General features: G+C 67.7%; 17 protein-coding genes and 1 tRNA gene. 6 read left to right on the plus strand and 12 right to left on the minus strand.

Annotated features, from left to right (window positions below):
• Window positions 1–262: 262 nt before the first annotated feature.
• Window positions 263–979 (plus strand): YqjF family protein, encoded by a 717-nt coding sequence (locus tag ACZ6RT_RS34490; protein ID WP_399190369.1) that lies wholly within the window; start codon window positions 263–265, stop codon window positions 977–979.
• 125 nt (window positions 980–1,104) lie between these two features.
• Here ACZ6RT_RS34490 and ACZ6RT_RS34495 read toward each other — a convergent pair whose 3' ends face one another.
• From ACZ6RT_RS34495 to ACZ6RT_RS34505, 3 genes are all read right to left on the minus strand, one after another.
• Window positions 1,105–1,572, minus strand: coding sequence for an ATP-binding protein (locus ACZ6RT_RS34495; protein WP_470158155.1), 468 nt, complete (start codon window positions 1,570–1,572; stop codon window positions 1,105–1,107).
• A 191-nt stretch (window positions 1,573–1,763) separates the two neighbouring features.
• Window positions 1,764–2,135 (minus strand): STAS domain-containing protein, encoded by a 372-nt coding sequence (locus ACZ6RT_RS34500; protein WP_399190373.1) that lies wholly within the window; start codon window positions 2,133–2,135, stop codon window positions 1,764–1,766.
• A 183-nt stretch (window positions 2,136–2,318) separates the two neighbouring features.
• Entirely contained in the window at window positions 2,319–2,693 is a 375-nt protein-coding gene (locus tag ACZ6RT_RS34505) for an STAS domain-containing protein (protein ID WP_399190375.1), read from the minus strand.
• Between the two features lie 371 nt (window positions 2,694–3,064).
• Here ACZ6RT_RS34505 and ACZ6RT_RS34510 point away from each other — a divergent pair, with 371 nt between their 5' ends.
• The 4 genes from ACZ6RT_RS34510 (at window position 3,065) to ACZ6RT_RS34525 (ending at window position 4,999) form a co-directional block, all read left to right on the plus strand.
• Window positions 3,065–3,349 (plus strand): GNAT family N-acetyltransferase, encoded by a 285-nt coding sequence (locus tag ACZ6RT_RS34510; RefSeq protein ID WP_344892311.1) that lies wholly within the window; start codon window positions 3,065–3,067, stop codon window positions 3,347–3,349.
• 525 nt (window positions 3,350–3,874) lie between these two features.
• Window positions 3,875–3,994, plus strand: a complete 120-nt coding sequence (locus ACZ6RT_RS34515) for a DLW-39 family protein (protein WP_279778966.1) — start codon at window positions 3,875–3,877, stop codon at window positions 3,992–3,994.
• 50 nt (window positions 3,995–4,044) lie between these two features.
• Window positions 4,045–4,761 (plus strand): HAD family hydrolase, encoded by a 717-nt coding sequence (locus ACZ6RT_RS34520; RefSeq protein ID WP_470158157.1) that lies wholly within the window; start codon window positions 4,045–4,047, stop codon window positions 4,759–4,761.
• 162 nt (window positions 4,762–4,923) lie between these two features.
• Window positions 4,924–4,999 (plus strand) — tRNA-Ala (locus tag ACZ6RT_RS34525).
• 60 nt (window positions 5,000–5,059) lie between these two features.
• On the opposite strand, the gene ACZ6RT_RS34530 is transcribed toward ACZ6RT_RS34525, so the two are convergent.
• From ACZ6RT_RS34530 to ACZ6RT_RS34570, 9 genes are all read right to left on the minus strand, one after another.
• Window positions 5,060–6,268 carry a tyrosine-type recombinase/integrase gene (locus ACZ6RT_RS34530; protein ID WP_470158159.1) on the minus strand — a complete coding sequence of 403 codons (1,209 nt, stop codon included), beginning with the start codon at window positions 6,266–6,268 and terminating at the stop codon, window positions 5,060–5,062.
• Window positions 6,268–6,522 (minus strand): excisionase family DNA-binding protein, encoded by a 255-nt coding sequence (locus ACZ6RT_RS34535; protein ID WP_470158160.1) that lies wholly within the window; start codon window positions 6,520–6,522, stop codon window positions 6,268–6,270. The genes ACZ6RT_RS34530 and ACZ6RT_RS34535 overlap by 1 nt, the downstream gene beginning before the upstream one ends.
• Window positions 6,519–8,273: a replication initiator gene (locus ACZ6RT_RS34540; RefSeq protein WP_470158161.1), complete on the minus strand. Its 1,755-nt coding sequence runs from the start codon at window positions 8,271–8,273 to the stop codon at window positions 6,519–6,521. Before ACZ6RT_RS34540 ends, ACZ6RT_RS34535 begins: the two co-directional genes overlap by 4 nt.
• Window positions 8,270–8,464, minus strand: coding sequence for a hypothetical protein (locus ACZ6RT_RS34545; protein WP_470158163.1), 195 nt, complete (start codon window positions 8,462–8,464; stop codon window positions 8,270–8,272). The genes ACZ6RT_RS34540 and ACZ6RT_RS34545 overlap by 4 nt, the downstream gene beginning before the upstream one ends.
• The gene (locus tag ACZ6RT_RS34550) at window positions 8,464–9,909 is read right to left on the minus strand and encodes an FtsK/SpoIIIE domain-containing protein (protein WP_470158164.1); all 1,446 of its coding nucleotides are present in this window, start codon (window positions 9,907–9,909) and stop codon (window positions 8,464–8,466) included. Before ACZ6RT_RS34550 ends, ACZ6RT_RS34545 begins: the two co-directional genes overlap by 1 nt.
• Before the next feature lie 83 nt (window positions 9,910–9,992).
• The gene (locus ACZ6RT_RS34555; RefSeq protein ID WP_470158166.1) at window positions 9,993–10,406 is read right to left on the minus strand and encodes a plasmid replication, integration and excision activator; all 414 of its coding nucleotides are present in this window, start codon (window positions 10,404–10,406) and stop codon (window positions 9,993–9,995) included.
• Between the two features lie 117 nt (window positions 10,407–10,523).
• Window positions 10,524–11,330 carry a GntR family transcriptional regulator gene (locus ACZ6RT_RS34560; protein WP_470158167.1) on the minus strand — a complete coding sequence of 269 codons (807 nt, stop codon included), beginning with the start codon at window positions 11,328–11,330 and terminating at the stop codon, window positions 10,524–10,526.
• 352 nt (window positions 11,331–11,682) lie between these two features.
• Entirely contained in the window at window positions 11,683–12,042 is a 360-nt protein-coding gene (locus tag ACZ6RT_RS34565) for a hypothetical protein (RefSeq protein WP_470158169.1), read from the minus strand.
• Between the two features lie 295 nt (window positions 12,043–12,337).
• Window positions 12,338–13,123, minus strand: coding sequence for a GntR family transcriptional regulator (locus ACZ6RT_RS34570; RefSeq protein WP_470158171.1), 786 nt, complete (start codon window positions 13,121–13,123; stop codon window positions 12,338–12,340).
• A 73-nt stretch (window positions 13,124–13,196) separates the two neighbouring features.
• Here ACZ6RT_RS34570 and ACZ6RT_RS34575 point away from each other — a divergent pair, with 73 nt between their 5' ends.
• Entirely contained in the window at window positions 13,197–13,655 is a 459-nt protein-coding gene (locus ACZ6RT_RS34575; RefSeq protein ID WP_470158172.1) for an NUDIX hydrolase, read from the plus strand.
• Window positions 13,656–13,742: the final 87 nt, after the last annotated feature.

Here is a 13,742-nt window from a genome sequence, read left to right on the forward strand (position 1 = left end):
CGCCGGCCCGGGCGGACCCCGGGCCGTGGGATCCCCGGCACGCCACGCCGACCTCCTGCCGCCGTCCCGGCGGCATGTCCGCTCTCCCACGGGGAAGATCGGCACACGACGGGCGGTGACGGTCCGGACGGTACGCCGTGGCCGCCCGGCATCATCCCCGGACCGATGGGTCCACGGAAAGGAGCACCCGGGAACCGTCGCCCGGGAACCGTCGCCCGAACCGCCGTACCGGTGGCACCGCACTTCCGCAAAGGAGCCGACCATGCAGGCCCCGCCGTCCCCGCACGTGAACCGGCCGGTCATGTACCACCGCTGGTCCGAGATGACCTTCATGCACTGGCGGTACCCGCCCGCCGAGATCCAGCGGCTGCTGCCCGACGGGCTCACCGTCGAGACCTTCGACGGTACGGCCTGGGTGGGTCTGACCCCCTTCCTGATGGAGGACGTGCGGCCCCCGGGCCTGCCCGCCCTGCCCTGGATCTCGCGTTTCCCCGAGACCAACGTGCGCACGTACGTACGGGACGAGCAGGGGCGCGACGGCGTCTGGTTCCTGTCGCTGGACGCCGGTCTCCTGCCGGCGGTGCTCGGCGCGCGGGCCGGCTACCGGCTGCCCTACTTCTGGTCCGACATGGCCGTCCGGGCCTCCGGCGCGCGCCGTGGCTACCGCTGCCGGCGGCGCTGGCCCGGACCGGCCGGGGCGCGATGCGACGCGGACGTGGAGGTGGGGCCGCCGCTGGAGGAGTCCGAGCGGGACGAGCTGGCGCACTTCCTCACCGCCCGCTACCGGCTGTTCACCACCGTGGGGGGAAAGACGGCCAACGCCCAGATCGAGCACGCCGACTGGCCGCTCCGCCACGCCCGGCTGCTCCGCCTGGACCAGGACCTGCTCCAGGCGAGGGGGCTCACCGCCCCGGACGGCCCCCCGTTACTGCACGCCTCACGCGGGGTGACGGTACGGATCGGGATGTGGGGCCGGTGACCTCGGCGCATGATGTGGGGCCGATGTTCCCGGTGCGGGAATCAGGGCCGATGACCCCGGCGGGGCGCAGGGCCGATGACCCCGGTCACCCGTGACGCCCCCCGGTCACCCGTGACGCCCGGGACTCAGCGCGAGGACTGAGTCCCCTCCTGGCCGGGGTCCTCGCGCACGGAGCCGGCCGGGCCGCGCGATCCACCGTGGGGCGACGGGACGCGCAGGTCCATCCGCAGCCGGACCCGGGACCCCTCGGTGATCTGCTCGATCGTGAACTCGTCGCACAACTGGGTCATCAGCCACAGGCCGAAGCCCCGCACGGTACCGGTGGGGCGCTGCGCCGGGACGTGCTCGCGTCCCAGCAGCCCCATGGTGTCGGTGACGTCGACGGTCAGGTGGGTCTCGTTCCGCCAGATGTCCAGCGTGCCCTTGCCGCCGCCGTGCTCCAGGACGTTGATGACCGCCTCGTTGGTCGCGAGGAGCAGATCGTCCAGGCGTTCGCCCCGCATGCCGGCTTGGACGGCTTGATCGTGCAGACGCTCCCGCAGCGTGCTGAGATCCTCGTCGATCGGCCAGTGCTGGCCGTGGTCGGCGGTCACGACACCCCCTTGACGTCGCCTTATCTGGCAGTCACCGGGGGGCGAGCCGACTTGCTCCAGAATCAGGGCGTTGCTGACGAGTTACACGATGCTAGACACCTGCCCGCTCGTTGCCAACTTACGACCGCCACGGCCATCGGATGTTCGTTCGGCGGGATCCGTCTCGAATATCCGAAGGCCGGGCCGATCGGCTACGACGGCTGGCTCGGGCGAAGGGAACTGACGGCGTCGGCGACGGTGGGCTGGACGCCGAAGGCCTGCAGGAGACCGGTCAGGTGGAAGAGCCGCTCCAGGCGGGGATGCAGGTTGACGAGGACGATGCTGCCCCCGCGGTCCTGGACGGTCTTGCGGGCGTTCAGGAAGGTCTGGATCCCGGTGGAGTCACAGAAGGCCAGCTCGGTCAGATCGATCACAAGATCACCACCGGCCTGGCCGATGGCCTGATTCAGATCATGCTGAAAGCGTTCGGCATTGCTGTAGTCAAGTTCGCCGGCCACGGCCAGCAGGAGCATCTCCTTCACGGCGGGGTCGGACACGTCGGTCACGCGGACGGCAGCGCTCACGGATATACCTCTGCAGACGGTCGGGTGGAGGGGAAGGCGGCCGAGACGCCGCCGGGCCGGCCCAGAGCGGAACGGGAGCGTGAGGACCCGATCGGAGTCGTCCCGGGCGGAAGCCCGGTGACGGGGGACGGGGTCGATCCGGCTGCTCTCAGCTGTGGTCCTCCGAATTCCTCTAGAGAACACTTACGGTACAACTGAGGAGCAATTTGTAGTTATCCCACCAGAAGATAGGTTCTCCGGACCGGCCGAAAGTACCTCCGTCCAGCCGCACAGCTCCACGATCCGGCGCGTGTGCGGTGAGAGCCCCTCGACGACCAGCCTGCGGCCGCCGGCCATCCCGGACGCCGCCTCCACCAGCACCCTCAGCCCGCCCACGTCGACGAAGCCGACGTCGCGCAGGTCGGCGTGGAGATCACCGGTGCTCCTCTCCAGCGCCATGTTCAGCGCCCGGACCAGGACGTCCCGCGTACACAGGTCGATGTCGCCCTCGCAGCGCACGCCAGGCGGGCGGCCGGTGAAAAGAACGCGTAGTGAGCCGTGGTCGATGTCACCCGTCATCGCGATCACCTTCTAGGTGCGCATGAAGGTCAGCCGACGTCTGCCCCGGACAGCAGCAGGTGTGTCTGCTGATCGCCATGGATACCGGCAGTGCCGGACCTGCTCTCATCATCCTTCAATCGGGCTCCCCGCGATACGGCTCGCCGCTTCCCAGTTTCCGGTACGTACGAATCGGCGGACCGTTCCTCCGGGGCGGCGGGATCCGGGAGCGGTCCGGTGAAGCGCAGGGGATCGAGGGGGCGACGGGAATGAACGCCGCGCGAGATCGGCTGAGGATGACGACATGGCCGGGCACCCTCGGCGGGCATCCGCCCCCGTCCGGCCCCGGACCCGCGCAGGACCCCGTACGGCCTCTGGTGAAGGAGAAACCCATGCAGGTGGACGTCAGGCTCTCTCCCGGTGGTGACTCCTTCGTGGCGGAGGTGGACGGCAGGCCCGCGGGACGGCTCGATCTCGTCCGGCGCGACGGGGTCATCGTCTACCCCCACACCAAGGTCCAGCCGGAGTACGAGGGCAGGGGGGTGGGGTCCGCGCTCGTCCGCACGGCGCTGGACGCGGCCCGCGCGGAGGAGGCCAGGATCGTCCCGCTCTGCTGGTTCGTGAAGGAGTGGATCGACCGCCACCCCGACTACGCCGACCTCGTCCAGGCCACCTGAGCCCCGCGAGAGCGGTTTCCCCGCCCCGGGCCTGTCCGGTGCTCCCGCCGCCGGTTCTCCCGTCCTCGGCGTTCCCGGGCCGTACTGCCGGGCCGTGGTTCCACCGGGTCCTGGATCTCTGCCATCGGGATTGATAACGAGCGGGTCTGCCCTGTTCGGTCACGTTCGTCCCTGGCCGGATCATGCCGGAGCGGCCGGAGCCGCCGGTCACGAGGGCGTCCGCCCGGGCATGGCCCGCCGCGGTCCGGTGGCCGTGACCCGGGGGCGGCGAGGTCAGGTCCGCGCGGGGGTTATCGTGAGAACGAGGACGGTTTCGCGGCAAGGGTCACGGCGGATCGTGATCATCGGAACGCTGAGCGTACGGCATGATGGTGGCAATCACCCGGTTGGCGTAGATCGGCCCTGGCGGCTCGGTCAGGCGAACCGGATCATGGCCCGGTCCCTTGCTAGGCTGCAGGGAACCGTTCGAACCGGGCGTTGTCTCACCCCGGCAGGTGAGACTTCTCAAGAAGATGGGGTCACACCGTGAAGAAGTTGCTCGTTCTGGCGATCGTCGCCCTCGGGGGGCTGCTGGTCTGGCGCAAGGTGCAGGCCGACCGCGCCGAGCTCGACCTGTGGACCGAGGCCACCGGCAGCGAGAACTGACAAACGCGGCTACCGATTCGGGTGCTTTCATGATCCTTGCTCACGATGGAGTGACACCCATCAGGCTTGTCTGCCTGGATCTGGCAGGCACCACGGTCGGTGACGTCGCCATGGTCGAGCGGGCGTTCGCCGAGGCGATCGCCACGCAGGGCATCGTGCCCGGGACCGGTGCGTACGCCCGTGCCATGGTGCACGTGCACCGGTCCCGGGGATGCTCCACGATCGACGTCTTCCGGGGCATCTTCCCGGACAACGAGGCCCAGGCCCAGGCGGCCAACCTGACGTTCGAGCGTTCCTACGAGGGAGCCCTGGACCGCGCGGGTCTCGTCCCCCTGCCCGGGGTCGTCGAGGCCCTCGACAAGCTCCGTGGCGCCGACGTCAAGGTCTGCCTCGTCACCGGCTTCAGCCGCGCCATGCTCGGCCGGGTGCTGGCCGCCCTGAACTGGGCCGACAAGATCGACCTCGCCCTGTGCCCCGAGGACGCCGGCCGTGGCCGCCCCATGCCCGACCTGGTCCTCACCGCGGTGATGCGCCTGGGCATCGAGGACGTCCGCCAGGTCGCGGTCGTCGGTGACTCCGAGAGCGACATGCTCTCCGGCCGCCGCGCCGGCGCGTCCCTGGTGGCCGGGATCCTGACCGGTGTCCACAGCAGGGAACGTCTCCTCAAGGGCGGCGCCACCCACATCCTCGACTCCGTCGCGGATCTTCCCGAGCTCCTCCTGGTGGACACCCTGGTCGAGCCCCCGGTCGCCGCCGCCGCCCACTGAGGCCCCGCCGGGCCCGTCCGCTCCAACCGCGTCCCGCGCCCGTCCCCGGCGCCGCCCGCCGCTTCCAATCAAGTGGCGTAGGAGTCGGTCCTGTTGCTACCGTGTACGACTGAAGCAGGCCGTGTGCGGGGAACATCTCCCCAGGCCACCGGCTTGAATCTCGGGGCCTTAGCTCAGTTGGCAGAGCGCCTGCTTTGCAAGCAGGATGTCAGGAGTTCGAATCTCCTAGGCTCCACCACCCTCACGGACACGAAGAAGCCCAGGTCAGGCATGGTCGCCGCAACCTGGGCTTTGATCTTCATTCGGCCTTCTTCCGCTCCCGTGCCCGTTGCGTGCCCGATCCCTTCGCAAGTGCCCCACGGGCGAGGCCATCGAGCTTCCGTGCCACCTCTCGCTGCCGCTCGTCGGTCGAGTGCTGGTAGACCATCGCGGCCCGCGTGCTGGAGTGGCCCATGCGCTCCATCAGCTCCCGGATCGACGCCCCGGCGTTCGCGGCGAGGGTGTTTCCGGTGTGCCGCAGGTCGTGAAAATGGATCTTCGGAAGACCCGCCTTCACGAGAGCCTGAGCCCAGACACGGCGGTTGAAGTTGGTGTTCCGGAGTGGCCCGTCATCCGGTCCCGCGAAGATCAACCCGTTGTCGCCGTCCTGGGTGAAGTCCTTCACGTGCGCCCGCAGATCCTCGATGATCAGATCGGGGATCACCACGGTCCGCTTGCCCGCCGCCGACTTGGGTTCGGTGAAGACGAGCCCCTTGCCGGTGAGCTGCATCAACTGACGTTCCACGCGCACGGTGCCGGCGTCCAGGTCGAGGTCTCGGCGCTGAAGGCCGGCAAGCTCACCCCACCGCAGACTGCCGAAAGTCCCCAGCAGCACCAGCGCTCGATAACGCGGCTCGATGGTGTCGGCGAGCGTGTAGACCTGGGTCACCGTGAGCACCGGCCGTTCCGGTGACTTCTCCTGACCGGCGCCCTTGATCCGGCAGGGGTTCCGCTTGATGAGCTGGTCGTCCACGGCCGTGGTGAGAATCGCCTTGAGGAGCCGGTACGCCTTCGCCACGGTGACCTCACTGACCCCCGCGTCCAGGAGCTTCTTCCGCCACCGTCGGACGTGCGGGTCCTTGATCTCGCTCAGTGCCTTCTCGCCGAAGGTGGGGGCGAGGTGGGCGCGGAGGAGATAGCCGTACAGCTCGACCGTACGCAGGCGGAGGTTCGGTCGCTCGTCGATCCAGGCCCGCCCGTACTCCCCCAACGTGATCTTTCCTGCGTCAGGATCGATCCACTCGTCATCGAGGATCTCCGCTTCTTTCCTGGTCAGCCAGACCTCAGCGTCGGTCTTGGTGGCGAAGGTCTCCGGTGCCGGGCGGTCCACCCCATCCGGGCCGGTGTAACGGGCCTGGAACCGGCCGGAGGGCAGTTGCCGAATGCGTCCGAAGCGCCTCTTGGCGGGCTTTCTCTTGCGCGGGCGCCGAGGTTCCTCGTCAGGAGTAACCGGTGTGGTCTTGGCCATTACGCGGCCCTCCTGCGTCGTGTGGTGGTGATCGGTTCGACCAGCCCGGCGGCGATGAACGCCTCAAGCGCCGCTTCGGGGATGCGAACGTTGCGTCCGACGTGGATGAAGGCGATCCGTCGTTCCTCGATCAGGCGCCGGGGGAAGCGGACCGAGGTGTTCAGCCGTTCGGCCGTCTCTTCGACGGTGAGCAGCCGGCCCCGCGCCAACTCCGGGAGGAGCGAGGCGGGCTCTTGCCTTGTCTTCTTGGTCATGCCGCCACCTCCAGGGGCGAAGTTGCCGAAAGATCTGGAACAGGGATGCCGTCTGCTCTGGCCTGGAGTTCGGCCAGGCGTGCTTTGGTGCGGTGGCGATCAGCGACCCCGCGTAGCAGTCGTTTGGCCAGCGGGGTGCGGTTGGGGTCGCTGGTCGAGACCGGCCGCCAGACGTAGCGGTGGGGGTCGGTCACGGTGTCGTCGGGCAGGCCGAGCATGTCGAGGACCCAGGCCCGGCGGTCGGCCTTGTGCTCGCGCAGGGTCTTGTTCGACCACTTGCGCGAGACCAGGACGCGACGGCCCGCGTAGCCGAGGTGTTCGGCCTTGTGCGCCTTGCCGCGGCATCGGCCCGGCAGCATGCCGGCCTTGGCTCCCTTGGGCTGGATTCCGTAGCGCAGCCAGTTCGCACACGCCGGGGAGCAGGGTTCGTAGCGCAGTGCTTCGACCATGCGGGTGGCGTGGTCGCGGCGGGCGAGATCGGTCGCGGTGGGATCGTCGGGGTCGAGGGGTTCGCCGAGGCTCTTGGTCAGGTACTTGGTGAGGTAGCCGATGCGCTTGTGCGCGTCCGGCGATCCGGCCACGATGCCCTGAACATCGACCTGCGGGCCGAAGCGGACCACGTGCAGCGGTTCGGCCATGTCATCGGTGTCGAGCTGGTCAAGTGCTTGATCCCAGGTGGGCAGGAGTTCCCCGGTGGCGGGGTCGAGGTAGTCGCCGCTTTGGCCGTCCGGGTAGGTGGCGCCTTCGCCCAGGTCGGCCCGGGGCGTCCATATGGGCAGGTGGTCGCCATCGAAGCGGACTTCGTCAACCGGTGGCCACCACACCTGGTGATAGGTAGCGGCGGCGATCGCCTTGATCTCCGCGCGGGGCATGGTGCCGCGGATCGCCATGTGCAGGTGGGGAGCGAGCCGTTTTTGTGGTTCGACGGTGGCGAAGTACTGCACGTCGTAGCCGGCCACCCGGCGAAGGTTCTGCACGAAGCGGTCGACGAGCTTGGAGAAGTGCAGGGCGTCGCGGGCCGCGCGGGCATAGTCGTAGGTGCTCGGGTCGACCGGCACGCCCAGGCCGGAGCGGATCTTGCCGTAGGAGGGCAGGGTGAGGGTGACGAACAGCGAGGGCCGATACACCCTGCCATCGGGGGCGAGGAAGGTCCGGCCGAGGGTGGTGTCCTGCTTGGCCCGCTTGGGCAGGTCCGGCGCGTCCTGGCGGCGTCTGGTCGAGCGGGATCGCTTGGGGGTTGATCGGCCGCCCAGGACGTTGCCGCGCATCCCGGCGGCATTGATCTCCGCGTCGATGCCCGCGATGGCCTCGTCCCAGTCGGTGACCTCTTCGCCGTTCCTCTCGGCCTCGTCGCGCTTGGCCTGTACGTCGGCCCGGAACTCAATCAGCCACCGCTGGTCGTCGGTGGAGGGGTGGGGTTCGGCGACGGGTTCGGCCTCCAGGTGCCAGCCTTCACGGCACTGTGCCCGGCGCAGCTGCTGATTGCGTTTGGCGCACGGTGGGCACTTGGCCTCTTGGGTGGTGCCGCAGGGGATGTCGAACGGTTCGCTCTGGCCGGTATGGGTGTCCAGGCGTCGCATCTCGATGGGGCGGATGCACACGCCGTTGAGCTTGGCGACCTCGATGGCCACGTCCAGGGCGACGGGCAGGGTGTCGCGCACGAGGCGGGGAAGGGTGCGGTCAGCGCTGTTGGGCGGAATGTCGGTCGAAGAGATATCAGGGGTGGACAGGGGAGCGAGGGTGTCGGTCACATGGCCTCCTTCGGGTCGACGAGGTCGGCGCAGATCCGGTAGGCGTCGCGGTAGGGGTGTTTGCGCAGCCGCGCGGAGCCGAGGTCGACGATCACCGTCACTTCGGCGAGGTCGCAGCCATCGAGGGCAGGCAACCGGCGGAAGGGCAGGCTCTCGATCTGGGCGGGGGTGGCGTGCAGGATGATGCGCATCAGGCCGCCCCCTCCATCTCGATCGGCAGCGTGTCACCGGTCATCAGGACCGCCATGTCTCTGATGTCGGCATCGGAGACGTAGGCCGCGCGCACCCGGATCGGATCGGGTGAGGTCTCCAGTCGCACGTAGGCGACGCCCGCGCCCTGTTCGGGGATGGGTGAGATGTGATCGGCCAGCGCTCCCCTGTCGCGTGCGCCGTCGCCGAGGACCATGTCCACCTGTTCGGACTCGTCCAGTCGGAGGGCGATCTTGTCGGGGAACAGGTTGCGGATGTTCATGACCTCTTTGCGAGGGTCCTGGAGGGCGGCCATCACGCCGAAGCCGACCGCCCGGCCTTGGGTGGTCAGCGTGGCTAGCGCGGCGGAGATGCGGAGCTTGAGGCCCTTGTCGGACTGGTAGGCGGTCAGGAACGCCACCTCGTCGACGAGCACCAGGACGAACGGGTCATCGAGAGTGGGGGTGTGGCTGCGCTGGAGTCCGGCGTAGCGGTCGGCTCGCTCCTGCATGATCTTCACGGCCGCTTCCAGCAGATCCGCGCAGGCGGCCGGATCGGCGGCGTAGCGGTCTTCGAAGATCTCGCGTCCGTAGGACAGCTCCATCCGCTTGGGATCGAGCGCCCACACCTCAGCCAGGCCCGCCCGGACCGCCGGGAGTAGGCCACGGATGGCCGACCACAGGAACGAGCCCTTGCCCGCGCCCGTCGCGCCCGCGATCAGGACATGCGTGCCGTGGACCTTGAGCAGGTACGGACGCCCGTCCTCGCACTTGCCGATCTCGACCGGTCCCACTGAAGCGGTCGCCGGGAGGGGAACAGCCGGCAGGGGGACGGCGAGTGGGTCACGGCGGGGAAAGGTCAACTGAAGACGACCGGCCCGCATGACGGCCACCCGGCAGGAGGTGGCGCCGAAGCCGTGCGCGAGGTGGTCGATCCGGTCGGACCAGTCCTTGGCCGACTGTCCGCTGATCATCTTCACGGTGACCACGTCGGCCCAGGAGGTACAGCGGAGGCTGACGAGGTGGGGCAGGTAGTCGCGGCCTTGAAGGTGACGGCCGAGTCCGGAGACGATCATTACCGGTTGCCAGTGACGGCGGTAGATCCATGTCAGGCGCCAGAAGGCCAGCAGTCGCCAGCCGATCCAGCGGTTGAAGGAGGACCTGTCGAAGAACGGCCAGGGCGCCAGCAGCGACAGGGCGACGAGGGTGACGACCAGGGCGAGGCGCCAGCCGTACAGGAGGGTGAGCGTGACCGGGACAGCGGCCAGGGTCAGGGCGATGGGGTGGCGCCAGATGAGCTGGGTGATTGCGGTCAGCAGGCGCCACAGGAAGATGGTGATGGTGAGGATGGCCGGGGTGCGCACCACGGCCGGCCGGAACACTACGGCGGTGTCGGGGGTGGTGGTGACGAGGGTGCGTGCTTCGTCACCGGGCAGTTTTTTGAACATTAGGCTTGGGTCCTCTCTTGATTCGCTGTCTGGGGAGATTGAGGGGCCGCCGGAATGCCAGTTCTGGCGGCCCCGCTTGCGTGTCAGGCCGCAGTGCTCTGCTTGGTCGAGGCCGCAGCGGATCGGGGAGCGCGCATCGCTCGTGCGCGCAGGGACCAGGCCAGGCGGCCGGTCTTTTCGGCGACGTAGGCGGTGGCGGTCATGCCGTCGAACTCCACCGGCACGAACGGCAGGCCCGGGAGCGGGGGCGGGGGGACTGGCTGGACCGGGGAGAGGATCTTGACGGCGACGGTCTTCTGTCCGGCCTTGAGGGTGGGGTCGGCGTCCATGACGGCGACCTGCCAGACGAGTTCGCCGGTGGTCTTGTCCTTGGCGTAGACGGTGCGTCCGCCGGTGGAGGCGGTGAAGTCCTTGACCTGCTCGACCTCGCCGACCACGTAGCAGCCGTGCGGGAAGACCTGGTCGAAGCTAACGGGGATGGGGCCTTGGAGGGCCATGATGTTCTCCTGTTGTCTGGTTGGTATGTCGCTAACTCGTACTATCAAGTTGAAGCTAACCGATGAACGAATACTCGACAAGACGAGTTTTCGTTTCGGCTTGTGACCTAGGTCACATCAGAGGGAATAGGTGTCCTCCAGTTCGTGAAGCGTCCCAGGTAGGGCAACCTCAATGACCATGACCTGACGGTTCCCGGCGAAGACCCGCGCCGTCACCCCCAGCACCGCCGCAGTTTTGCCCAGCCCCAACAGCTTGATCTCGTCGGTCGTAGGGTGCCGGGCTGCCAAGCGCTCAGTGACGTGATCCAGCCGCAGCCCCTTGACCGCTTGAACGTGCTGGCGAATACCCGCCGTCAACGGCAATGCCTTGCCCAGATCGGTCCCCTCAGCCAGCTCGATCGGACACCAGAAGGTCACCAGCTCGCACGGGTCATCTCCGTCGCTCAGCAGGACCCGGCGCATCATGACCGGCGCTCCGGTAGGCAGAGCCAATGTCGCCGCGATGTTCGCAGGAGCCGGGCGCGGTCCCGCCTCCAAGACCGCAGCGCCCTGGCCGGCCTCCGCGCGATCCAAGACGGCGCGGCCGGGCCGGGAGAAGTCCTCCTCGGCCAGCGGGGGCGCCGCCTTCACATACGAACCCTTGCCATGCTCCCGGTCGATGAAGCCTCGTAGCTGCAACACCTGAAGCGCTCGCACCACCGTGGGACGACTGACCGCGAACTCCCGGATCAGCTGCGTCTCAGAAGGCAGCAGAGAGCCCGGCGGATAGGTACCGTCCGCGATCTTGTGCCGGATCGCCGCAACGATCTGGGCGTACTTCGGAGGCGCGTACTCCTCGCCGGAAGCAGACATATCAACAACCCAACTACTCGACTTATCGTCAGCATAGATGTGGATCTTCGGATTGAAAAGTGGGCGCTCCATCCCAGATGAAGAGTGTGGTGGTGCGAGACCTCCGGTGCCCTCCGCAACCAGTCACCGCACCACCACACTCGTCTACCGAGCCCGCCCGGCCAGCAGCGCCGACCAGACGGCCCGAGCTTCAGTGATCCGCCAGGGGCGGGTCTCATGGATTTGATGATCGCCATCACATCGAAGAGTCCGCCTGATGAGCCCCTGCCCGGCACCGACGTGGAGTTCGTAGACGGTGGCCCGGCACCCGCAGGTCCAGGACTCCGGTTGCGTCCGCCCCAAGGCCCCGTTCGGCGCCCGCCACTCCAGACGCAGGTGACCGCGTTGAGCCATGACCACATGCGGACTGATCCCCAGGCACTCATCAGACAGGATCGGCACGACGCACCCCCACCGCCTCAGCGGGCAACGGATGGTCCTTGCGGAGATCGGCGTAGCGGAAGGCGATCCGCCGCGCGGCCCGGTCTGGCTCCTGGGTCGTGTGCCGGGCATACAGCAATCGTCCGTGCTTGGCGTCTCGTTGCCCTGTCCCCCACCAGAAGGTCAGGCCATCGGACCAGACGGTCAGTCCTCTCCAGACCGACACCACGGCCAACCCGTAGCCGCCATTGACGTCGGCATCGATCCCGCAGCGCCCCAACGCTGCCTTCAACGCCTGTGCTGCCTTCACCGAGGAGCAGACCTCATCGCGGACCACGTGCTTCGCGGGCAGGAAGGTACTCACGTGTCGGCCCGTGTCATAGAAGCCGGAGTGATCCCCTGGCCTTGGCAGAGTGAGCAGTCGTCCCGTACACGGATGAAGGCCAGAGTCGCCCCGGGCAGGCCGCCGATCATGCCGCGTCGCACGCTCACGTACTTCCAGCCTTTGCCGTCGCACGAAATACATGCCTGCCCGGTCATGACGATGCCCCTCAAATCGATGCCTCGCGCTCGCTCGATCGCCTCCAGTAGACGTCTGCTCGACTAGAGGAGTAAGCGCGTAAGACATTTACGACTCCTCTAGAGGAGTACGTCAAGTCCTACCGCGCAGGCAGTTCGTACGAGAGCACATAGGCATCGCTGGACATCACCGTGTCGCACACCTCCACTGCGCGACCATCGGTGGCGTACGCCGTACGGACCAGGTGAAACACCGGCACGCCCGGCGCCAGCTTCAGCGCCCGCACCTCGTCACGCAGCGGCATCCGCGAGCGGATCTCCTCCACGAAGTGATCCAGCCGAAATCCCAACTCCTCCAGGCGGGCATAGATCCCACCCGGACCACTGTCTGGCTGCGCGATCTGCGTATCCCGCGCGATCTCCGCCGGAATGTACGACACGGCCGTCTCCACCGGCTGACCGTTGATCAGATACCGGCGTGAGCGCCGGATCACGTGATCTTCTGGAGAGAGCCCGAGCTTCTCGGTCACCTCCGCCGACACCCGCTCCTCGGTGATCTCGATGGAGTCGACGGACGGCTTGCCGCCGGCCCCTTCGGTCTCCGCGATGAACGCCGCCTTGCCCCGCTCCCGATGACGACGGGCGAACCGATCGGAGGCCAGCCGCCGCACCGGAGGATGCGAGCGGACGAAGACACCACGCCCATGCTCGGCCACGGTCAAGCCCTCGCTCTGGAGGACCTGGAGCGCGTTGCGGATGGTCATCCGCGCGACGCCGTAATGTTGCATCAGCTGAGCTTCCGAGGGCACCTTGTCACCTTCGGCAAGGACGCCCTGCTCGATCGCATGCCTGATGTGATCAGCGATCTGCCGAAAGACGGCCCGATCGCTGGTCGGGTCCAGATCCGGCAACGGCAGCTCGGCCACGACCAACTCCTCAACTCGTACATACGTGTACCGCAGCTTGAGAATAGCGATCAGCAGCCCCGGAGGACATCCGATGGATCACCACCACACGCAGCACTCCGTCAGCGTGGCAGGCGTGATCATCGACGACCAAGGCCGCGCCCTTCTCACCCAGCGCCGAGACAACGACCACTGGGAAGCACCCGGCGGAGTCCTGGAGCGCGACGAGGACATCACCACCGGCCTCCTCCGAGAGATCCACGAAGAGACCGGCCTGCACGTCGAGCCCGTCACCCTGACCGGCGTCTACAAGAACATGACCCGCGGCATCGTCGCCCTCGTCTTCCGCTGCAAGGTCATCAGCGGCCAGCTCACCGAGACCGGCGAAGCCCGCGCGTTCCGCTGGGTCACCGCGGACGAGGTCCAGGAACTTGCATCCGAGGCATTCGCCATCCGCGTCCTGGATGCCATGCACCAGCACCAGGCGCCGGCCATCCGCCACCACGACGGCACTCATCTACTTGGGTCGTCACAGCGCAACGAGTTGTCGTGACTCGCTTGATGCTTGACGTAATGGCATCGGATGATGCTTGACACTCCTAGCTGGTCTTTCGCTGTTTAGTATGCGCTTTGGACTTGA

This window comes from Streptosporangium sp. NPDC050148, from assembly GCF_055586505.1.